Here is a 20154-nt window from a genome sequence, read left to right as displayed (position 1 = left end):
CCCTTATCGTCGTCTGATCATCCATCGTCACCGCCGAACGCGGTTGCGATCGTTTCGTTTCCGATCCGCGCGTTAATCTGCGTCATTTGCGCGGTCGGGACGGGTATGCCATGCCGTCCCACCGACCCGGATTCCGGAAGGATCGACTTGCCCGACATCGATACCGCCCCGTCGCTTCGCGATCTCCTGCGCAGTGCAACCCGCAGCGCGCATGACCGCGTCGACGCTCTGTTCGGAAGCTGCGACCTTGCGACGCCTGAGGGCTATACTCGTTTCCTGACCGCGCAGGCGGCGGCGTGGCGCACGTTGGCGCCGGTTCTCGATGACGGATCGCGGGCGCGGCTCAATGGCGTGGAGGCCGATCTGGCGGCGCTCGGCGTGCCGATGCCGCCTGCGCTCGACGACGTCGCGAAGCCTGAGGCCGGATCGCTCGGCATGTCCTACGTCCTCGAAGGATCACGCCTCGGATCGACCATATTGCTGCGCGATCTCGCCGAACGTGCGCCGGAGTTGATCGAACGGGCGGGCGCCTATTTCACCGCGTCGACCGACCTGAGCGGGTGGAAACGATTGTCCACTATTCTACAGTCTCAGCCGCGTAACGATGTTAGCGACGCAGCTGTCCTCGCCGACGCCACGGCGACCTTCGACCTGTTCGAGCGTGCCTTCCATGCGACGGCGCGCTCCGTGGCGCACGATTGAGGTAGGTTTCTTGAGCGATTTCGAGCAGCAGCCAGATCTTACGGTCTGCGATCGCGAACCCATCCACCTTCTCGGCCGCGTCCAGAGCTTCGGCTTCCTGATCGCAGTCAGCGCCGACTGGCTGGTGAGCCGCCATTCCGCGAACCTCGCCGAGCATCTTGGCAGCCTGGCCAAAGATTCGGTCGGCAAGCCGCTGGATCAATTGTTCTCCGAACAGGCCGTCCACGACATTCGCAATCGTATCGCCTATCTGCAGGGCGAGGACAGCGTCGAGCGGCTGCTGCGGGTTAAGCTGCGCGACGATCTGCCCGAATATGATATCGCGCTGCATTTCATGCGCAGCCTGATCATCATCGAAGGCGAGCCGAGCGGCCCGGCGGGGCATGAGGATATCGGCATCACCGTGCGATCGATGTTGATGCGCCAGTCGAGCTCCAGCTCGATGCAGAATTTCTTCCTGAGCGGCGTACGCCAGATCCGTGCGATCACCGGATATGACCGCGTGATGCTGTACCGCTTCGATCAGGATGAAGCAGGCGAGGTGGTGGCCGAGGCGGTCGCGCCGCGGCGGGAGTCCTTCATGGGCCTCCATTATCCGGCCACCGATATCCCGCGCCAGGCGCGCGCGCTCTACCGCCGCAATTTTCTGCGCCTGATCGCCGATATCGACGATCGCGGTGCGCCGGTGCTGCCCGAACTCGACCTGCAGGGACAACCGCTCGATCTGTCGATGTCGGTGCTGCGATCGGTGTCCCCGGTTCACGTCGAATATCTGCGCAACATGGGCGTGCGCGCGTCGCTATCGATCTCGATCATGGCAGAGGGCAAATTGTGGGGGCTGATCGCCTGCCACCATTATGCGCCGCTTCGCCCGACCCTGGAGCAGCGCACGGCCGCCGAACTGTTCGGGCGCATGTTCTCGATGATGCTCGAGTCGCGCGAACGGGCGGAGACGTCCGAATATGAGCAACGCTCGCGCGCGATCACCGACCGGCTGATGGCGGTGTTGGCGCAGGATGCGGACCTGCTGAGCAATCCGGAGTGGATCGCCGACACGATCTCCTCCGCGATCCCGAACGATGGCGTCGGCGTGTATTTGGACGGGCGCATCGCTCTGTCGGGGATGACGCCCGATGAAAGCCAGTTCCGCACGCTGATTCGTGATCTGGGACGCGGCGCGGCATCGACGATCGTCGCCAGCGATCATCTTTCCAAACTGCACCCGCCCGCGGCGGAATATTCGGATCGGGCGGCGGGTATGATCGCGATCCCGGTCTCGCGGTCACCGCGCGACTATGTGGTCCTGTTCCGCGCCGAGAAGATCAAGACCGTGCGCTGGGCGGGCGATCCGCAAAAGGCGCTGGAGGAAGACGCCGAAGGCATCCGCCTGTCGCCGCGCAAGAGCTTCGAAGCGTGGCGCCAGCTCGTCCAGGGCGTCAGCGAACCGTTTACCGCGCCTGAGCGGCGCGTGGCGGAAGCGGTGCGCACCTCGCTGCTCGAAGTCATTCTGCTCCTGTCCGAAGGTCGCCAGACCGATCAGGTCCGCGCGCGCGAACGGCAAGAGTTGCTGATTGCCGAGCTCAACCACCGGGTCCGCAACATCCTCAGCCTCGTGCGCAGCCTCATTTCGCGGACGCAGGGGGCGGCCGATACTTATGAGGATTTCGTCACCACGCTGGAAGGCCGCGTCCAGGCGATCGCGCGTGCGCATGATCAGCTGACGATCAAGCAATGGGGTGCGGTCGAGATCGAACCGCTGGTTCGTGCGGAGGCCGCCGCTTATGTCGGCGGCAAGGAAGATCGCATCCGCATTTCGGGCCCCGAAGTTTCGCTCGATCCGGTCGCGTTCAACACGTTCGCGCTCGTGCTGCACGAACTCATCACCAATGCCGCCAAATATGGTGCGCTGGGCGATCATGGCACCGTCGAGTTGCGCTGGGGCGTCGATGTCGAGGGTGATCTGATTGTCATGTGGCGCGAGAGTGGTGGCCCGCCGGTCCAGGCTCCGATGCGCAAGGGCTTCGGTACCACGATCATCGAACGATCGATCGAATATGATCTCGGTGGGCGCGCGCGGGCCGACTACAAGCTGACCGGGTTCGAGGCCGAATTCATGATCCCGTCGCGTTACGTGACGGTGGGCACGGGCACGCTCAGCGCGCTGAAATCGGGTGACGCCGGCACCGTGCTTTCGCAGGTCGACGATTTCCCGAAAACGGTCCTTCTGGTCGAAGACAGCATGCTTATCGCGCTGGATATCGAGGATACGCTGCGTCGTCTGGGTGCGGAAACCGTCATGAGCGCCGGATCGGTGCGTCTGGCGCGTGAGGCCATTGCGAACCTCATTCCCGATTTCGCGCTACTCGACATCAATCTGGGCGCTGAGACGAGCATTCCGATCGCGGACGACCTGCTGGAACGGGGCGTGCCGTTCGTCTTTGCAAGCGGCTATGGCGAGCAGAGCCAACTGGGCGATCGCTTCGGCACGGTGCCGGTGATAGCCAAGCCTTATGGTCCCACCGAGGTGGCGGCCGCCTTGGCGACGTTGAGGGCACGCTAGCCAAAGAGAAGGGCCGCCCCGCTTTCGCAGGACGGCCCATATTCTCGAATATCGACTTGATCAGATGCGGTTGATCGCACCCTTCACGTCGCCCTTGGCCTTCTGCAGATCACCCTTGGCCTCCTGCGCGTCGCCTTCGGCCGTGATATCCGGACGGTCGGTTGCTTCGCCGATCGCACGCTTGGCCTTGCCGATGGCTTCGTTCGCGTGGCCCTTGGCCTTGTCCAACATCTCACCCATCATCAAACTCCTTCGCTACGAAAGCATATCAGCTTTCTTGTAGAACCTGTTGATAGAACGCCCGAAGTTGCATTCGGTTGCATCAGGCGGGCACGGTTGCATCGTCGAAGAACAAAGCTTGCGCGATCGCGGCCTTTACGGTCGAACGCTGGAAGGGCTTGGTGATGAGGAAGGCCGGTTCGGGGCGATCTCCGGTCAGCAGCCGCTCGGGAAAAGCGGTGATGAAGATGGTGGGGACATGGAAATCGGTAAGGATGTCCTTCACCGCCTCGATCCCGCAGCTGGCATCCGCAAGCTGGACGTCGGCGAGAACCAGCGTCGGGCGATGGAGGCGGGCGGCGGCGACGGCCTCGTCGTGCGTGGTGGCGATGGCGCAGACGTCATGACCAAGGTCGCGGACCATCGTTTCGATGTCCATCGCGATGATCGGCTCGTCCTCGATGATCAACACGCGGGCATGCGTCTGCCGCTCGATCTCGGCCAGCGCCTCGGCGACCAGCGCTTCGACTTCGGCGCGGTCGCTACCCATCAGATAGGCTGCGTCCTCCGACGTGAAGCCCTCCATTTCGGTCAACAGCAATGCCTGGCGCGGACGTGGCGTGATCCGCGAGAGCCGGCGGCGCGCAATACGTTCGTCGCCATCGGACTGGTCCACGAGTTCATCGCCGTCCTGATCCTGCCAGTTACTCAAAAAGGCTGCGTACAATCCCAGTCGGGGGTCGATCCCGGTCGGGAAAGAGGTCGGGTCGGCGACGATCGCGGCCAGGGTGTGCTTGACCAAGCGATCACCTACGGTCTGGCTACCGGTCAGCGCGCGCGCATAGCGGCGCAGGAAGGGGAGATGGTAGGCGAGATCCTGGCCGAATGACACGCTGGCAAAGCTCCTATTGAGTTATGTGAGAACGCAGGCTGATGGGCTTGGTTGCGACTATTTCGCTGCCAAACACTGGTCGGGTGGATAGACGCCGCTCAGCACCGCTTCGAAATGGTGGCGGATACGGTCGTTGCAATCGCAGGCGGTGGCGCGAAGCCGGTCCGGATCGGCGATCAGGATACGGCGCCGTCGCGATCCCAATATGCCCTTTGCGTTCAGCTGGCGCAGCGATCGGTTGATGAAGCTGCGCCCGACGCCCAGCATCTCGCCAAGCTGCTCCTGCGTGATCGTCACCTCGTCCGATCCGATCCGGTCGCGCGTGGCCAGCAGCCAGCGGCCGAGGCGCTGAACGATGGTGTGCGACGCATTACACGCCGCCGACTGGAAGAGTTGCGCCACCAGACAGTCCGAATAGCGCGCAAGCCAGTCGGTCAGCGCCGCCGATTGCAGGCGTGCGGCGTTGAGCGCGTTGACGTGAATGCGCAGGAATTGACCGCCGAACTGGACGTGGGCGCGCGCATAAGCCGGGATGCGACCGTGCGAGATGATGCCGCCGATCGCGCCTTCATTCCCGACCAGAGCGGCATCGACCATATGGTTGTGGTCGGCGGCGACGACATAGGATGCGGCGGCGGGCCCGCAGGGGAACCACGCCTGTGTCACGTCGGCGCCCGCTTCCTGCAGAAGACGGCCGGGCGGCTGCTCCTGCAGCGTGAAGGACGGCAGCAGCAATTCAAGGTCTTGCGGCTTGAGCGCCGCGAGCAATCTGTTTCGTTTGGCCGTGTCGATGTCGATCATGGGCTACTCCAAAGATTGGAGGGCCGAACGCTCGTTTCGGGGAAGTGTTCACCAAAACACACAGGCAACGAAATAAAGTTCGGGAGCCGGAACGAAACGAAATCGTATCGGTTGAAGCGGTTCTGCGCGGCGGCTATCGCCACCCTCTACGAGAGGATAAGGCGCAAGCCCCGATGACAGACCAGTTCGACCTGACCGAAGACCAGCGCGCCATCCAGGAGATGGCGCGCCGCTTCACCGCCGATGCGATCACGCCCCACGCCGCGGAGTGGGACGAAAAGCATCACTTCCCCCGCGACGTTGTAAAGGCTGCGGCCGAGCTCGGTTTCGCATCAATCTACGTTTCCGAAGAGAGCGGGGGCATCGGCCTGGGGCGGCTCGATGCGGCGCTGATCATGGAGGCGATGGCCTATGGCTGTCCTTCGACCAGCGCGTTCATTTCGATCCACAACATGGCGTCGTGGATGATCGACCGCTTCGGTTCCAGCGAGCTGAAGCGGCGCTATCTGCCCGATATGGTGACGGGCGACGTGCTTGGTTCCTATTGCCTGACCGAGCCGGGATCGGGCTCCGACGCCGCCGCGCTCAAGACGAAGGCGGTGCGCGACGGAGACGATTATGTCGTGACCGGATCGAAGGCGTTCATTTCGGGTGGCGGCTCCAACGGACTGTACGTCACGATGGTCCGCACCGGGGAGGAGGGGCCGAATGGCATCTCCTGCCTCGTGATCGAAAAGGACATGCCGGGTGTCAGCTTCGGCGCGAACGAGCGCAAGCTGGGCTGGCGATCGCAGCCGACCGCGCAGGTCAACTTCGATGCCGTCCGTGTTCCTGTCGCCAACCGCATCGGCGCGGAGGGGGAGGGGTTCCGCATCGCAATGTCGGGGCTCGACGGCGGGCGGCTGAACATCGGCGCCTGCTCGCTGGGCGGCGCGCAACGCTGCCTCGACGAAGCGATTGCCTACACGAAGGATCGCAAGCAGTTCGGCAAGCCTATCGCCGATTTCCAGAACACGCAGTTCGTCCTGGCCGACATGGCGACCGAGATGGAGGCGGCACGGGCGCTGCTTTATTCGGCCGCCGCCAAGGTGACGGCCGGCACGCCCGACAAGACTCGCTTCGCCGCGATGGCCAAGCGTTTCGCCACCGACACCGGATCGTCGGTCGTCGATCGCGCGCTGCAGCTTTTCGGCGGATACGGCTATCTTCAGGACTATCCGATCGAGCGATTCTGGCGCGATCTGCGCGTACACCGCATCCTCGAAGGCACTAACGAGATCATGCGCGTCATCACCGCGCGCGAACTGCTCCGCCAATAACGCAGCCGACAAGAAGGGTCAGACATGAGCTACGAAACCATCCTCGTCGAACAGCGCGACGCCGTCACCCTGATCACGCTCAACCGGCCGCAGGCGCTGAACGCGCTCAATACGCAGGTGCTGGCCGATCTGACGCAAGCGTTCCGTGCGTATGACGCCGATCCGAGCCAGCGTTGCGCCGTCCTGACGGGCAGCGAAAAAGCGTTCGCGGCGGGCGCGGACATCAAGGAGATGGTGGACAAGGACGCGGCCGACTTCTTCCTCGAGGACTTCTTTTCGGGCTGGCAGACGGGCGTGGTCGCGACGCGGAAACCCTGGATCGCGGCGGTCGCGGGCTTCGCGCTGGGCGGTGGTTGCGAGTTGGCGATGATGGCCGACTTCATCATTGCGGCCGACACCGCCAGGTTCGGGCAGCCCGAGATCAAGCTGGGCGTCGCGCCAGGCATGGGAGGATCGCAGCGGCTCGCGCGTGCGGTCGGCAAGTCTGTGGCGATGGAGATGTGCCTGACGGGGCGGATGATGGACGCGGCCGAGGCCAAGCAGGGCGGCCTCGTCGCCCGCGTCGTGCCCGCTGCAGATCTGCTGGAGGATGCGCTGAAGACCGCCGCGACGATCGCGTCGATGCCGCCGATGGCCGCGATGATCAACAAGGAGATGGTCAATCTCGCCTTCGAAACCCCGCTCAATCAGGCGCTGACCACCGAACGCCGCCTCTTCCAGATCCTGACCGCGACCGAGGACAAGAAGGAAGGCATGACCGCCTTCGTCGAAAAACGTCCCGGCGTCTGGAAAGGCCGCTGACCATGGCGACGATCGGCTTCATCGGCCTGGGCAATATGGGCGGCGGCATGGCTGCCAATCTTGCCAAGAACGGGCATGACGTCCGCGCCTTCGATCTGTCGGCCGAGGCGCTCGATCGCGCGAAGGCGGCGGGTTGCCTGCCCGTAGGTTCGGCCGCGGAGGCGGCGAAGGAAGCCGAATTCGTGGTGACGATGTTGCCAGCGGGCAAGCATGTGCAGTCCGTCTATGAGGGCGAACTGTTCGATGCGGTTCCGGCCTCGGCGCTACTGATCGACTGTTCGACGATCGACGTCGCGACCGCCAAGGCGGTGGGCGCGGTGGCGGGGGCCAAGGGGCTAGCAATGGTCGATGCCCCCGTTTCAGGCGGGATCGCGGCGGCCAATGGCGGCACGCTGACCTTCATGGTCGGCGGGGCGGCCGAGCACTTCGCGCGGGCGGAGCCGATCCTCGCGCTGATGGGTAAGGCGGTGATCCACGCCGGTGGCCTTGGCTCCGGACAGGCGGCCAAGATCGCGAACAACATGCTGTTGGGCGCGACGATGATCGCGACGTGCGAGGCGTTCACGCTGGCGGCCAAGCTGGGCCTCGATCTCCAGACCTTCTACGACATCTCGTCGCAGGCGAGCGGACAGAGCTGGTCGATGACCAGCTATTGCCCCGTGCCCGGCGTCGGCCCGGAAACGCCCGCCGATCGTGACTATGAGGGTGGTTTCGCCTCCGCGCTGATGCTCAAGGATCTGAAGCTGGCCATCGGCGCGGCGCAGGATGCGGGGGCGTCGGTGCCGATGGGCGCGAATGCCGAGGCGCTCTATCAGGCCTTCGCCAATCTGGGCGGCGCGTCGAAGGATTTTTCGGCGATCATCAAGCTGCTCGACGGCAGCTGGAGCGCCTAATTCCGTAAGGCATCGTTGGCGCGGTGGAGCGCTTCTACGAATCCCTTGCCCAGCGCGCCGAGATCCTCGGCGGCGGTCTTGGTCGTCGCGCCGATATCGTGCTTGCCCTCCAGCTTGCGCGTGCCGATGCCGACGGCCACCGCCAGCAGGCAAGAGATCATCACGAACCTGATCGGGATCGAGGAGCGGCGAAGCTTCATGTGGTCGCTCTAGGGCAAGCTATCCTAAACCGGGGTAAACGAGGCATGCGGCATCGTCCGGTTGCCAAGCGCCCCTGCGACTTCCTATCTGCCTGACAAGATTCGAACAGGAGCGTTTACGAATATGGCCGCCACCCATTCCACCCGCATGCTCGTCCTCGGTTCGGGACCCGCGGGCCTTTCGGCGGCGATCTATGGCGCGCGCGCCGGCCTCGCGCCGATCGTCGTGCAGGGCATCCAGCCGGGCGGCCAGCTGACCATCACCACCGACGTCGAGAATTATCCCGGCTTCCGCGATGTGATTCAGGGGCCGTGGCTGATGGAGCAGATGCAGGCGCAGGCCGAACATGTCGGCGCGACGATGATCTGGGACACAATTGTCGACGTCGACCTGTCCGAACGCCCGTATCGCCTGAAGGGTGACGGCGGCGCGCTCTATGTCTGCGATACTTTGGTGATCGCGACGGGCGCGCAGGCCAAGTGGCTCGGCATTCCGGGCGAGCAGGAACTCGGCGGCAAAGGCGTTTCAGCCTGCGCGACCTGCGACGGCTTCTTCTATCGCGGCAAGAAGGTTGCGGTGATCGGCGGCGGCAACACGGCGGTCGAAGAGGCGCTGTATCTCACCAACCACAGCCAGGACGTGACCCTGATCCACCGCCGCGACAGCCTGCGCGCGGAAAAGATCCTGCAGGACCGGCTGTTCAAGCATCCGAACGTCAACGTGCTGTGGAACAAGGAAACGGTCCGCTTTGTGGGCGGTGACGATCCTTCGCAGGGTCTGGTGGGTATCGAACTGCGCGACACGCTGACGGGTGAGACTTCGATCCTTGGCGTCGATGGCGGCTTCGTCGCGATCGGCCACCATCCGTCGACCGAGCTGTTTCGCGGGCATCTCGACCTCGACAGTGACGGCTATCTGATCGTCGAGAAGGGCGGCACGAAGACCAACGTGCCCGGCGTGTTCGGCTGCGGCGACGTGGCCGACAAGATCTACCGTCAGGCCGTCACCGCTGCCGGCACCGGCTGCATGGCAGCGCTCGACGCGGAGCGATTTCTCGCGGAGAGCGATTTCGAGGTCGAGCCGGCCTGAAGCCGCTTCCTCGTCATTGCGAGGAGCCAGAGGCGACGAAGCAATCCACTCCGAACTGCGGACTGGATTGCTTCGCTACGTTCGCAATGACGGAGTGGCGAACCGACGTGGCAACGGTCAGGCCCCGACCTTCGCCTCGGCGAAGGCAACAAGCGCGCCGAAGCTTTCGAGCATCTCGCCGTCGACTTCGTCATCGTCGATCATGATGCCGAGTCGGTCCTCGAGTTCGGTCAGAAGGCCTGCGACCGCCATCGAATCGAGTTCGGGCAGCGATCCGAACAACTGGGTATCGGCATCGAAGGCGGCGACGCGGATCGGGTCGAGGCCCAGCACATCGGCGAGCACGGCGCGCACCACATCCTCGGTTGCGCCAGGATCGTTCACGGTCACCGTCATTCCTTGAAAGCCGTCCGAAAAGTCGCGCCCGACTAGACCGATCGATGGCATACGGCAAGATGCGGTGGACAGGACGGCCTCGCGCATTTATCGGCCCCCCATGACAGCCCAGCTCCCCGCGGTTTCGTCTGGCCCGACCGCAGGCCAGCCCCAGGAATCCATCCTGATCGTCGACTTCGGCAGTCAGGTGACTCAGCTGATCGCACGGCGCGTGCGCGAAGCGGGCGTCTATAGCGAGATCGCCCCCTTCACACAGGCCGAAGCCGCCTTCGAACGGATGAAGCCCAAGGGTATCATCCTGTCGGGCGGCCCTGCATCGGTCGCCGATATCGGTAGCCCGCGGGCACCGCAGGCATTCTTCGAGGCGGGCATCCCGATCCTCGGCATCTGCTACGGTCAGCAGACGATGTGCGCGCAGCTCGGTGGATCGGTGACGCCGGGGCACGACAGCCGCGAGTTCGGCCGTGCCTTTATCGAAGTGTCCGGTCGGTCGGCGTTGTTCGACGGGCTGTGGAAGGAAGGCGAGAAGCATCAGGTCTGGATGAGCCACGGCGACAAGGTCGACGCGCTCCCGCCCGGCTTCTCCCCGATCGCGGTTTCGGAAGGCGCGCCCTTCGCGGTGACCTCGGATGAGAAGCGCCGCTTCTACGGCGTCCAGTTCCACCCCGAGGTCGTGCATACGCCCGACGGCGGCAAGCTGATCGCCAATTTCGCGCGCCACGTCTGCGGCCTTGCCGGCGACTGGACGATGGCCGAATTCCGCGCGACCAAGATCGCCGAAATCCGTCAGCAGGTCGGCAAGGGCAGGGTGATCTGCGGTCTTTCCGGGGGTGTCGACAGCGCGGTCGCGGCCGTCCTGATCCATGAGGCGATTGGCGACCAGCTGACCTGCGTGTTCGTCGACCATGGCCTGATGCGGATGGGCGAGGCCGATCAGGTCGTCGGCCTGTTCCGTGAGCATTACGGCATCCCGCTCGTTCACGTGAACGCAGAGACGTTGTTCCTCAACGGCCTTGCCGGCGTCACGGACCCGGAGGCCAAGCGCAAATTCATCGGCAAGACCTTCATCGAGGTGTTCGAGGCCGAAGCGAAGAAGATCGGCGGCGCCGATTTCCTGGCGCAGGGTACGCTCTATCCCGACGTGATCGAGAGTGTCAGCTTCACCGGCGGGCCTTCGGTGACGATCAAGAGCCATCACAATGTCGGTGGCCTGCCCGAGCGGATGAACATGAAGCTCGTCGAGCCGCTGCGCGAATTGTTCAAGGACGAGGTTCGTGCGCTGGGTCGCGAACTTGGCCTGCCCGACATCTTCGTCGGCCGTCACCCCTTCCCTGGGCCGGGCCTTGCGATCCGCATTCCGGGCGAAGTCACCAAGGAGCGGTGCGACATCCTGCGCAAGGCGGACGCGGTCTATCTCGAGGAAATCCGCAATGCGGGTCTCTACGATGCGATCTGGCAGGCCTTCGCCGTCCTGCTGCCGGTCCGCACCGTCGGCGTGATGGGTGACGGGCGTACCTATGACTCGGTCTGCGCGCTGCGCGCCGTCACCTCGACCGATGGCATGACCGCCGACATCTACCCCTATGATGCCGCCTTCCTCAGCCGCTGCGCGACCCGCATCGTCAACGAGGTGCAGGGCATCAACCGCGTGGTGTACGACTACACGTCGAAGCCGCCCGGCACGATCGAATGGGAATAATTTCTTCGCCGCCGATCGCCGCCAAAACTACGATATTCTGCGACGTAACCCTCTGAAAATAAAATAATTTCATAACGCCATCTATCGCCATCGTTCACGGGGTAAGCGTCCCGGTTTGCGGGCTGGCTGACGGTAGGTGGAAGTATTGCACAACGCGATTTTCGCGAATACCGTCACGGCAATTGAGGTCGTGACGGTATTTTTTTCGCTGTAAGCATCTGTATTGCTTACGGAATATCCTGCTGCGGCCTCTGAAATATGCCTGACGGTATTTTTTGCTCGGAGGTCATTGTGCTCACAGACACCGCTATTCGATCGCTTAAGCCAAAAGAAAGGCCGTATAAAGTCACAGATAGGGACGGGATGTATGTTCTCGTCACCGTAAAGGGCGGGATTTCATTTCGACTGGACTACCGTCTAAACGGTAGGCGCGAAACTCTTACTCTAGGCAAGTACGGCCCGGACGGCCTTTCATTGGCACGAGCGCGCGAAAAGTGCATTGATGCTCGACGCCTTGTTGCTGAGGGCCAATCCCCCGCGATTGAGAAGCAACGAGAGAAGCGGCGCATCAAAGAAGCGAAGAGCTTTGGCGAGTTTGGCGAAAAGTGGCTCACGGCGGCTCCCATGGCTGATAGCACCAGAGCCATGCGGCGCTCGATCTGGGAGCGGGAGCTGCTTCCAGTGTGGCGCAACCGGCTGCTGACGGAGATCAGCCCAAACGACCTCCGCGCTCACTGCGGCAAGATCGTGGATCGAGGCGCCCCCGCTACGGCAATCCATGTCCGAGACATCCTGAAGCAGATTTACGGATTTGCGATTCTGCACGGCGAGAAGGTCGCGAACCCCGCTGACGAGGTTGGTCCAGCTTCGATCGCAACCTTCGTTCCGAAGGATCGCTCGCTTTCGCCTAGTGAGATCCGCGTAATGCTCAAGCAATTGGAGCACGTTCCGACGCTGCCGACGATTCGGCTCGGCATGCGGCTGTTCTTGATGACGATGGTCCGCAAGAGTGAGCTGCAGGATGCGGTCTGGGATGAGGTCGATTTCGAGAACGCCGTGTGGACGATCCCGAAGGAACGCATGAAGCGGTCGAAGGCCCACAACGTCTACCTGTCGACCCAGGTGCTCGACATCATGGTTGCGTTGAAGACTTGCGCCGGCAACTCAAAGTACCTGCTCCCGTCGCGATACGATGCCGACGCGCCGATGTCGCGCGCAACCTTCAACCGCGTTACGTACTCGGTTGTTGAGAGGGCGAAGAGCGAGGGGCTGCCGCTGGAACCGTTCACCGTCCATGACCTGCGACGTACCGGGTCCACGCTTTTGAACGAGCTGGGCTTCAACCGCGACTGGATTGAGAAGTGTCTGGCACATGAGGATGGGAGGTCATCTCGCGGCGTCTATAACAAGGCGGAGTACGAGCATCAGCGCCGCCACATGATGCAGGAATGGTCGAACCTGATCGAGGCGTGGATAGCGGGACAGAAGTACACGCCCACGCTCATGCCCAAGGCGATGGGCATGCTCGAACTCGACCCTACTGTGTAACGGGCTTCGCCCGACGCAACCGAACGTCGGGTGTCGGCGCGAGTTTGATGGCCTTGGCGCGGGAAGCTGCACGCCTTGCGTCAAGCCATTGCTCGACCTCGCCAAGATCCCAGACGACACATCGAGACGTCAGATAGAAGCGCTGAGGGAACTCACCGCGCTGCTCCATTTCGAAAATAGTGCTGTCAGCCAGGGGCACGATTTCGCGTAGTTGCTGTCGGCGGATGGTCCGCCGTGATGCGGCTGAAATAGAGTTCACGCCCAAAGCGGCGAGCTGATCGGCAGGCGGCCGATCGGCAAGGGAACTCGGGACGGACATTAGACAGCATACGACTCACTTGTTCACTCTATGTTCCCGCTTGCGGATAGATTCGTCAAGCGGATTGATTCACTTGACTGTCACGTTTCGGCTGGAGCCAAGTTACCCGATGGCTGGACGGGATCAGACCATTCTGATGACCTCTGTGGTGATCAAAGCATGCAGGTGATCCCGGAGGCGCCGAGGCGTGTCTCCACCGGTGAGGAGGATGCCCGCTTCCATATTCTTTTCGAGAGCATGTCCGGTTAGATTGGCGCTGGTCAAGAACGCAAGCGCCGTGTCAGCTACGGCGAGTTTGGCATGTACACGGCCGTTCGTGAATGGGTGGACGCGATCGGTCCAGACGTACAATCTTGCTTCCGGGACTGCTTTTTTCATCGTTGCGACTGGATCCACGAGAAGGCTTCCTCCTTGGGTCACGGACGCTTCGACGAGGATGCGGGTATCGACGCCACGAGCAATGGCATCGGTGATCGCCGCGATCACCGATGGGACGTCGTAAGCCACGAAGCTCACGATGAACAATTCGCGATCGGCACGTTCGATGAGATCCAAGAGCACCTGTTCGGTACGGCGTGTCGCGACGAAAGGAGTCGTGGGGCCGGTCCACACGAATTCGACGCGCTGTTCTTGATGTGATTTGAGGCGGCCATGGGCCGCTCCCATCAGCATTCCGGCAACGACGTCACCGGTCAAAGTCGTATTCCGCCAAGCTGCCAAGAGTGACTCCAAAGCGGCGCGAGCCGGCGGCGTCCCTACGATCCCGATGAGGTCTCGTTCTCGATCGGCAGCGCTCGTTCCACGAAGCCGCGAGGCGATCGCTTCGACCTTCGACGGCGACAGTAGTGCCACGAGTTCCGCGACCGCGTCCAAAAGGATGGTTGTCACTTGGCCTGGAAGAACGCGGCTTGCGCGTTTTCGAGAGTAGGCACGACGAGCGCACGGTCGAGGTTCCGGTTGCCTTTCTCGCAAGATGTCTCGGATACGAAAGAACAGGCGTGACACGCGGCACCGTGCAACGACTGATCTTTGCTGGGATCATGCTCGGAGCATAGCGGGTCGGAAGCGCAGACGTGCCCTCGATCCAAAGCTTGGCGAAGCAAACGCCCGAGATTTTCCGGTTTTCCCAGCTCGACCAGACCGCCGAGAGTGCCATCGGAATCTGCAGCAGCGGTATAGATGAGGAAGCCGGCTTGATCCTTCCCATCCTCCACGTCACCGTAGATTCGCTCGCGGATACTGGCGGCATTGTACCCACACTCGAGCGCCAATTCCCTGATCAGCATATGAGCGAGCGTGTGGAGGAACGCGTAACGGGGGCCGGGATGTCCCTGGGCCGGATCGAGGTTGCGCTTCTGGCGCCACCCACGATGGCCCGTGTGCATGCGGGCATCGACTTCCTTGACCGCGTCTCGCTCGGCCCATTCCTTCAGTGCATCGACATCGAACTGGATGAAAATGCCCTCGCCATGGACCTGCGTCGCAGGGATCCAATCGGGAACCGACCGCCCAAGAGGCGCGCGTGGAGCGGCCTCATCGCCCGATCCTTCGTCGGGAGACTCGACGCGGGTGAAGCCCAATAGAGCATTCACTTCGCGTAACCGTTCCAGCAGCAGGACACGGGTGACGACGGCTTCGAAGCCCTTGGGTACTTCGACCTTCTTGCTCAGGAAGTGAGGATAATCGGTGGGCGGTTCCGAAGCTGTCAGGATCTGCCACTCGGGCTCTTTCAGGTCACGCTGCTCGACATCGCCACCGCCATTGCGATGAACTTGAATGGCGGACCAAATCTGATCGCTCGTAAACTTCTCGATTCCGGGAAGCTGTGCAGTCTTTTTGAGGGTCTTTACGACGAATCCGACCTCATCGGCCGAATCCACGTCTTCGAAGAACGTCCAGCCGTCTCCAATCAGCTGCGCCAAAGGACTGCCAGTCTGCGGGATTGCGAGCACCGACAAGGTCACAGGGAACCAGCCATTGGTCGCGCCGAGTAGAATGGCGCGCGGATCTTCGACGCACTCATCGACGAAACGATCGATGTGGGGGTGTCTTCCCCGGCAGGCAGGCAAATTGTCCCGCCCGGCTTGCCCGAAGCCTTGGGCCATGTTCTTTGCTGCGCCGCAGCTGTCGCATTTCACCCAGAGGTTTTCGGTTTGAAGCGACGCTCCGCTCTCGAAGAAGCGTAGAGTTCCGCGGCAGCCGGATGGGCCGCCATGGACGAACCAGTGCCACGGGAAATCGTCGAGATGCCCTGCACGGCAAGCCATCAGAAAACGTGCCGGTACGGCGTCGGCATCTTTGGGCCGCTGATCGTTGTTCGACCCTCTGCAGCCTTCGTGCACGAAACGGGTCAGTTCGGGGCGGTATCGGTTCTCCTTGAGCTTGAACAGACCGGCGTCGAACGGGGAGAGCAAGCCACATTTGACGCAGCGCAGCCATCGCGGAAACGGTTTCACGGGGACACCGACCAGTGCTGCGGCGGAGAATGGGTCGACGACGTCGCGATCACCGAGTGGAGGCATCCGGAGCGACTCCACCTGGGGGCCGAGAACGCTTCGCACGTTCGCCAACAGGCGCGATTCCTGGATGGGTTGGCACCGGTCCCGTTCCCATCGATCGATCCCCATCGTCACGACCGAGAGGTTGGGCAGGTCGATCAGCGCTCCCGGACCATAGGTCCATAGTAGCTGGCTGGGACGGATTTCTCCGACGGGTGTTCTCGTCATGCATCGTCTCCGCCGGTCGGAGTGATGCGGGGGCGCCAGTCCGGGTCACTGAGCGAACGGGAGTCCTCCATCACCAGCCTCACGCCGGGCTCAACCTCACGCATGGACATTGGAACGGTCCAGTCAGTCCAAGGTTTGACGCCCGGGGTTTCGAGCAGTGGATATGCAGTGGGGCCAGCCCCGAACTTCTGATAGACGAGCGTGCGCCCGCCGACATTCGCTTCCTTCGCCCAATCGTCGGCGCGAGTTTTCATTTCTTGCTCAGCGAGTGCTTTTTTGGCGGAATCCTCGGTGACCTCCCAGGTTCGATCGGAGACGACTCCGATGGTGTCCGCCATCTCTGCCCGGCTGGGACTGGTCATGGCACCGGCCCCCGCGTTGGGAGCGAAAGCCTCGTAGCTGTTGCGCATGATGGAGAGCATCGCCCCAGTCAGTCCGCGATCAAGCGCGCGCGGTGAGAATGGTGTGACGGATTGCGCCTCGACGTGCTGGTAGAATGTAGCGTGATAATGTTCGAACGTTTCATAGTGCGAAAGGTCGCGGGGCCGTGCCCAAGTGAGAACGGTGGCAACGAGCCCAGGATGGGAGCGGCCCACCCGGCTGGTCGCCTGGATGTATTCTGCGGTTCCCTTGGGCTGCCCGTTCACGACCATCACCCCGAGACGGTTCACGTCGACGCCAACCGAAAGCATGTTCGTGGCGAGGACTACGTCGATCGGTCGCGGTGCACCGGAAGTCCGATCCTCGACCCATTTCTGTGCCGCGGGGTCGAAAATCGCGTTGAAGGGGATTTCCAACTGGTCGAGATAGCGAGGAATGTCGTGGCTAGAAACGCGCGAGGTAAGCTCGCGAACGTCGCCGACCCGCCGCTGGGATAGCCCGGGGCGATCGACTAGGCTCATGTCCACACGATACGAACGGGTTTGTACGTCGTCTTCTGCGAGCCTCTTCATTCCACCGAGCTCGCGCAGTGAGTTGAAGTAGCCGACGAGGGTCATGTATGGATCTGCGATCGGCCCGAAGCGATCGAAGAGTGCCTGGGCGGCGGTGAGAAAGGCCGTGTAGGTTCGGATGAGGACTGCGGGACGCGAACTGCCGGGCGCACAGATCCCCATATAGCGGCGTCCAGGCTTGTCGGCGATGGAGCGCTGAACCGAGAAGAAATTGTCCTCCACGTCCAGCCCTGTCGGCGGGAAAACGGAGATCCTGCGCATGAAGACATTCCGGACCTGATCTTCGGCGCGACGGACGGTGGCCGTCGAGGCAACGACCTTCGGCCGAACCTTGTGGCCGTCGAGCTGCCATGAACTCAGTTCGTCGACGGCGCTTTCGTAAAGACCGACCATCGTGCCCAGTGGGCCGCTGATCAGATGGAACTCGTCCTGGATGATCAAATCCGGCGGCCGGACCGGCGCGCGCAGTGGCTTGACCTTCGCGTTCGGGTGAGCCCCTCTGGCCCGATGTCCGGTTCCGCAGTCATGGCCGGGCCAGAGCAGTCCGTGGCGCTCACACTCTTCATCAACCCGACCGAAAAGCGTGCGCACTTCGGGGCGCCAAGCCATCATGGCGAATTTGTCCACCGTGGCGATCATCATCGTCGGGGGGCGATGATAGATTTCTTCATCCACGACTTTCACGGGTAAGCCAGGGTGTAGGCGCCCGCTCGAAGACGCTCGAGAAAATTCGCAAGCGCCCAGTTTATCGCCGCAGTGGATGATGGTCCTGCCGGCGATCCGATCGACCTCGATGTCGCGCCCCGGCGAAATTTCGGTTCCGCACCAAGGACAACTCGTCAATTGTGCTGGCGAGGCGATGCCCGCTTTGTTTCGGTCGCCGTTTCGTAGGGCTTCGATGGCCTGATGGGCATCGTCAGTACGACCCGGGGTCACGCGATTACCGACCCAGAGGCCGAGCGTGAACGGCTCTTTGCCCCATCGTGCCTCGTCCGCACGACGGATCACCTCCATCGCGCACAGCAATGCAGCGGCGCGTTGAAACTGCTGCAGCGTCAAGAGCCGCAACGTGTACCTCATGATGACGGCGAGCCCTCGACTGGCGTCGAGCCCCCCCGTGTCGCTCTTCAGCCGACGCATCGCCATCGCGAAAGCTGCGACGCCAAGATAAGCTTCGGTTTTGCCGCCGCCGGTGGGGAACCACAAGAGGTCTGCAAAGGCCTCCGCCGGGCTCGTGCGATCCGGATGGGCCGCGTCCGCCAGCGAGGGCACCGACAGTAGAAGGAAGGCCAGCTGGAAAGGACGCCACGACCGGTTCTTGGGAAGATCCAGTTCAGCGAGAACCGGTGTCTCGCCTCTCCGTCGCTTGAGCGCGAACAAGCTTTGAACGCGCTGACGTGCCATGGACTCATTGGCGAAGCGGAATGCCGCGAGTGCTGCCTCATCGGAGAAGAGCGTACCCACGCCCTCGCGGAGGCGACGAAGCGTACCTTCGCAGCGGGCGACGACATCGCGTCCAGCCTCGTCATGGCCATCGATTTGCTGTTTCAGCCGATCGACTTGTTCAGCGATCCAGGCAGCATAATCCTCCACCAAGCATGACAGGGCTTCTCGAAGGCGATCTGGCTCCATTTCGGAAAGGCGGCGCATATCGAGCCAACCGGCCTCGACCATCCGGCGCATCGCTGGTCGGTCGTCAGGATCGAGCCCCGGGGTTTCGGTCACAGCGACCTCGTAGCGTGGGATGATCTCCGTCTTGAGGCGCGATGCCTTCGTCGGATCGTCTGGAACGGGATCGGCATGAACGGAAACGCCATGGCCCACCGCGAACTCGAGACGGTTTCGGTAGATCAGCGCCAACCGATCGCGCTCGGGATCATCGACGACGACGTCATTCGAGGGACGCCGCCGAAAGATCGCTCGATCGGCGGCACCGGATTGGGCCTCGGCCGAGATTTCGGGCTGAAAGAGCCAGGCGCGGTCCTTGTTCTCGCTGGGCTCAAGCTGTCCGTTGACGAGGAACAGCGTAACGAGACGCTCACCCTTCGCGTTGGTTCGTACCGTTCCTTGAAGCCTCACCTCGGGCTGCTCGACATCCAAGATGGCTGGCTTGATCGGCCCTTCGTGTAGGGTCAGAGACACTTCGCCCCCGCTCGGCAAGCGGCGCCAGACCTTGACCTTGGTTTGCTCTTCGTGCCCCGTCAGTCGGTTTTTGCGCGTTTTGACGATTTCGTGTTCGTCACCTGGGACGCGTTCGTAGCGCCCCCAGCGCACGTCGATGGCGAGTGCGTCGATGCCGGGGGCGACGCAGAAGGTCAGCCCGATGCTGGAGGGTACGAGAGACTGATTGTTCGTGGTATCGATCTCGTCGAGTGCGTCGTCTTCGGGTTCGACCCGCCCCGACGCGCTTGCGAATTCCGCTCCCGGCTCATGGATCGGGGCCGATCGCTCGTCTTCAATATCACCGATCTCATCACTGGCGGCAGCAGGCTCGACAAGGACGATGTCGTCGCTCGGCCTACGAGGAGCAAGCTTCCCGACCAAATAGCGGTCGCGAACGCTCATGTCTTTTATCAGTTCGTCGGGTCCGCCCGCGGGACCCAAGAGATCGTCGCGAACGGCTATTTCGAGCAGGTCGCGCGTATACGCCGCGTCTTGGACGAGCGGAATGTCGGCGGTCGTGATTCCCGCCCTTGCCATGACGGCCGAGAAATTTTCGGGGAGAAGCCTGGCGATCTGGCCTACTGGGAGGGTCAGGCCGAGATCGGAAGGGCTGGTCTCGGCGGTTAGCGCGTACACATGGCTGAAGTAGATCGTCGTCGAACCCGCTTCGGACCGCATCCGAAAAACGCGACCGACGTGCATCAGCATGTCATCTTCGCCGGTAGATACGACCCAATGCCCTTCACCCATCGCCGGTATGGCTGAACGGGGGGTCGCGAGCTGGATCGCAAATGACCCATACCAGTTTGGCTTTTTTATGAGCCAATGCTGCAGGGTATTTTCCGGGATGGAAGTCATGTGTCGCCCATGGGA

17 protein-coding genes are annotated in these 20154 nt (G+C 62.5%); 8 read left to right on the top strand and 9 right to left on the bottom strand.

The features are described 5' to 3' along the window. Nucleotides 1-147 precede the first annotated feature (147 nt). Both FYJ91_RS01275 and FYJ91_RS01270 read left to right on the top strand, forming a co-directional pair. Nucleotides 148-702 (top strand): biliverdin-producing heme oxygenase, encoded by a 555-nt coding sequence (locus FYJ91_RS01275; RefSeq protein WP_181008296.1) that lies wholly within the window; start codon nt 148-150, stop codon nt 700-702. A gap of 10 nt (nt 703-712) precedes the next feature. Next, a complete protein-coding gene (locus FYJ91_RS01270) occupies nt 713-3262 on the top strand; it encodes an HWE histidine kinase domain-containing protein (RefSeq protein WP_246152349.1) in 2550 nt (849 codons plus the stop codon). 60 nt (nt 3263-3322) lie between these two features. Here FYJ91_RS01270 and FYJ91_RS01265 read toward each other — a convergent pair whose 3' ends face one another. From FYJ91_RS01265 to FYJ91_RS01255, 3 genes are all read right to left on the bottom strand, one after another. Beyond that, a complete protein-coding gene (locus tag FYJ91_RS01265; protein ID WP_149520471.1) occupies nt 3323-3502 on the bottom strand; it encodes a CsbD family protein in 180 nt (59 codons plus the stop codon). Between the two features lie 82 nt (nt 3503-3584). After that, complete coding sequence (locus FYJ91_RS01260) at nt 3585-4373, bottom strand: response regulator (protein WP_149520470.1); 789 nt, start codon at nt 4371-4373, stop codon at nt 3585-3587. Nucleotides 4374-4430: 57 nt separating this feature from the next. Next, on the bottom strand, nt 4431-5174 hold the full coding sequence (locus FYJ91_RS01255; RefSeq protein ID WP_149520469.1) for a Crp/Fnr family transcriptional regulator: 744 nt from the start codon (nt 5172-5174) through the stop codon (nt 4431-4433). A 173-nt stretch (nt 5175-5347) separates the two neighbouring features. Here FYJ91_RS01255 and FYJ91_RS01250 point away from each other — a divergent pair, with 173 nt between their 5' ends. Genes FYJ91_RS01250 through mmsB form a run of 3 tightly spaced genes read left to right on the top strand, consistent with a single transcriptional unit; the run spans nt 5348 to nt 8187 of the window. After that, nucleotides 5348-6493: an acyl-CoA dehydrogenase family protein gene (locus tag FYJ91_RS01250; protein WP_149520468.1), complete on the top strand. Its 1146-nt coding sequence runs from the start codon at nt 5348-5350 to the stop codon at nt 6491-6493. A 24-nt stretch (nt 6494-6517) separates the two neighbouring features. Beyond that, nucleotides 6518-7294, top strand: a complete 777-nt coding sequence (locus FYJ91_RS01245; RefSeq protein WP_149520467.1) for an enoyl-CoA hydratase-related protein — start codon at nt 6518-6520, stop codon at nt 7292-7294. Nucleotides 7295-7296: 2 nt separating this feature from the next. Beyond that, entirely contained in the window at nt 7297-8187 is an 891-nt protein-coding gene (gene mmsB / locus FYJ91_RS01240; protein WP_246152347.1) for a 3-hydroxyisobutyrate dehydrogenase, read from the top strand. On the opposite strand, the gene FYJ91_RS01235 is transcribed toward mmsB, so the two are convergent. Next, a complete protein-coding gene (locus tag FYJ91_RS01235) occupies nt 8184-8387 on the bottom strand; it encodes a hypothetical protein (protein ID WP_149520466.1) in 204 nt (67 codons plus the stop codon). The two genes, mmsB and FYJ91_RS01235, sit on opposite strands and share 4 nt — an antisense overlap. Nucleotides 8388-8511: 124 nt before the next feature. Between FYJ91_RS01235 and trxB the strand changes: the two genes are divergently transcribed. After that, nucleotides 8512-9477: a thioredoxin-disulfide reductase gene (gene trxB / locus FYJ91_RS01230; RefSeq protein ID WP_149520465.1), complete on the top strand. Its 966-nt coding sequence runs from the start codon at nt 8512-8514 to the stop codon at nt 9475-9477. 117 nt (nt 9478-9594) lie between these two features. Here trxB and FYJ91_RS01225 read toward each other — a convergent pair whose 3' ends face one another. Then, the gene (locus FYJ91_RS01225; RefSeq protein WP_149521284.1) at nt 9595-9873 is read right to left on the bottom strand and encodes an acyl carrier protein; all 279 of its coding nucleotides are present in this window, start codon (nt 9871-9873) and stop codon (nt 9595-9597) included. 100 nt (nt 9874-9973) lie between these two features. Between FYJ91_RS01225 and guaA the strand changes: the two genes are divergently transcribed. Both guaA and FYJ91_RS01215 read left to right on the top strand, forming a co-directional pair. Next, entirely contained in the window at nt 9974-11572 is a 1599-nt protein-coding gene (guaA, locus tag FYJ91_RS01220) for a glutamine-hydrolyzing GMP synthase (RefSeq protein WP_149520464.1), read from the top strand. A 258-nt stretch (nt 11573-11830) separates the two neighbouring features. After that, nucleotides 11831-13120, top strand: a complete 1290-nt coding sequence (locus FYJ91_RS01215; RefSeq protein WP_425473958.1) for a tyrosine-type recombinase/integrase — start codon at nt 11831-11833, stop codon at nt 13118-13120. On the opposite strand, the gene FYJ91_RS01210 is transcribed toward FYJ91_RS01215, so the two are convergent. The 4 genes from FYJ91_RS01210 to drmA all read right to left on the bottom strand — a co-directional run bounded on the left by FYJ91_RS01210 (nt 13110) and on the right by drmA (nt 20139). Beyond that, nucleotides 13110-13439, bottom strand: a complete 330-nt coding sequence (locus tag FYJ91_RS01210) for a helix-turn-helix transcriptional regulator (RefSeq protein WP_149520462.1) — start codon at nt 13437-13439, stop codon at nt 13110-13112. The two genes, FYJ91_RS01215 and FYJ91_RS01210, sit on opposite strands and share 11 nt — an antisense overlap. A 123-nt stretch (nt 13440-13562) precedes the next feature. Continuing rightward, nucleotides 13563-14327: a DISARM system phospholipase D-like protein DrmC gene (drmC, locus tag FYJ91_RS01205; RefSeq protein WP_219822546.1), complete on the bottom strand. Its 765-nt coding sequence runs from the start codon at nt 14325-14327 to the stop codon at nt 13563-13565. After that, entirely contained in the window at nt 14324-16165 is a 1842-nt protein-coding gene (gene drmB / locus FYJ91_RS01200) for a DUF1998 domain-containing protein (RefSeq protein ID WP_149520461.1), read from the bottom strand. Before drmB ends, drmC begins: the two co-directional genes overlap by 4 nt. Further along, on the bottom strand, nt 16162-20139 hold the full coding sequence (gene drmA, locus FYJ91_RS01195; protein ID WP_149520460.1) for a DISARM system helicase DrmA: 3978 nt from the start codon (nt 20137-20139) through the stop codon (nt 16162-16164). Before drmA ends, drmB begins: the two co-directional genes overlap by 4 nt. Nucleotides 20140-20154 lie beyond the last annotated feature (15 nt).

It is taken from the genome of Sphingomonas montanisoli (assembly GCF_008274695.1).
GTDB classification, from domain to species: Bacteria; Pseudomonadota; Alphaproteobacteria; order Sphingomonadales; family Sphingomonadaceae; genus Rhizorhabdus; species Rhizorhabdus montanisoli.
This window is presented reverse-complemented; position numbering and strand designations above follow the sequence as displayed.

Coding starts and splice junctions, on each gene's coding strand:
- FYJ91_RS01255 (WP_149520469.1), bottom strand. CDS start 5,174: ATGATCGACATCGACACGGCCAAACGAAACAGATTGCTCGCGGCGCTC.
- drmA (WP_149520460.1), bottom strand. CDS start 20,139: ATGACTTCCATCCCGGAAAATACCCTGCAGCATTGGCTCATAAAAAAG.
- drmB (WP_149520461.1), bottom strand. CDS start 16,165: ATGACGAGAACACCCGTCGGAGAAATCCGTCCCAGCCAGCTACTATGG.
- FYJ91_RS01265 (WP_149520471.1), bottom strand. CDS start 3,502: ATGGGTGAGATGTTGGACAAGGCCAAGGGCCACGCGAACGAAGCCATC.
- FYJ91_RS01210 (WP_149520462.1), bottom strand. CDS start 13,439: ATGTCCGTCCCGAGTTCCCTTGCCGATCGGCCGCCTGCCGATCAGCTC.
- FYJ91_RS01215 (WP_425473958.1), top strand. CDS start 11,831: ATGCCTGACGGTATTTTTTGCTCGGAGGTCATTGTGCTCACAGACACC.
- FYJ91_RS01225 (WP_149521284.1), bottom strand. CDS start 9,873: ATGACGGTGACCGTGAACGATCCTGGCGCAACCGAGGATGTGGTGCGC.
- guaA (WP_149520464.1), top strand. CDS start 9,974: ATGACAGCCCAGCTCCCCGCGGTTTCGTCTGGCCCGACCGCAGGCCAG.
- FYJ91_RS01235 (WP_149520466.1), bottom strand. CDS start 8,387: ATGAAGCTTCGCCGCTCCTCGATCCCGATCAGGTTCGTGATGATCTCT.
- mmsB (WP_246152347.1), top strand. CDS start 7,297: ATGGCGACGATCGGCTTCATCGGCCTGGGCAATATGGGCGGCGGCATG.
- FYJ91_RS01250 (WP_149520468.1), top strand. CDS start 5,348: ATGACAGACCAGTTCGACCTGACCGAAGACCAGCGCGCCATCCAGGAG.
- trxB (WP_149520465.1), top strand. CDS start 8,512: ATGGCCGCCACCCATTCCACCCGCATGCTCGTCCTCGGTTCGGGACCC.
- FYJ91_RS01245 (WP_149520467.1), top strand. CDS start 6,518: ATGAGCTACGAAACCATCCTCGTCGAACAGCGCGACGCCGTCACCCTG.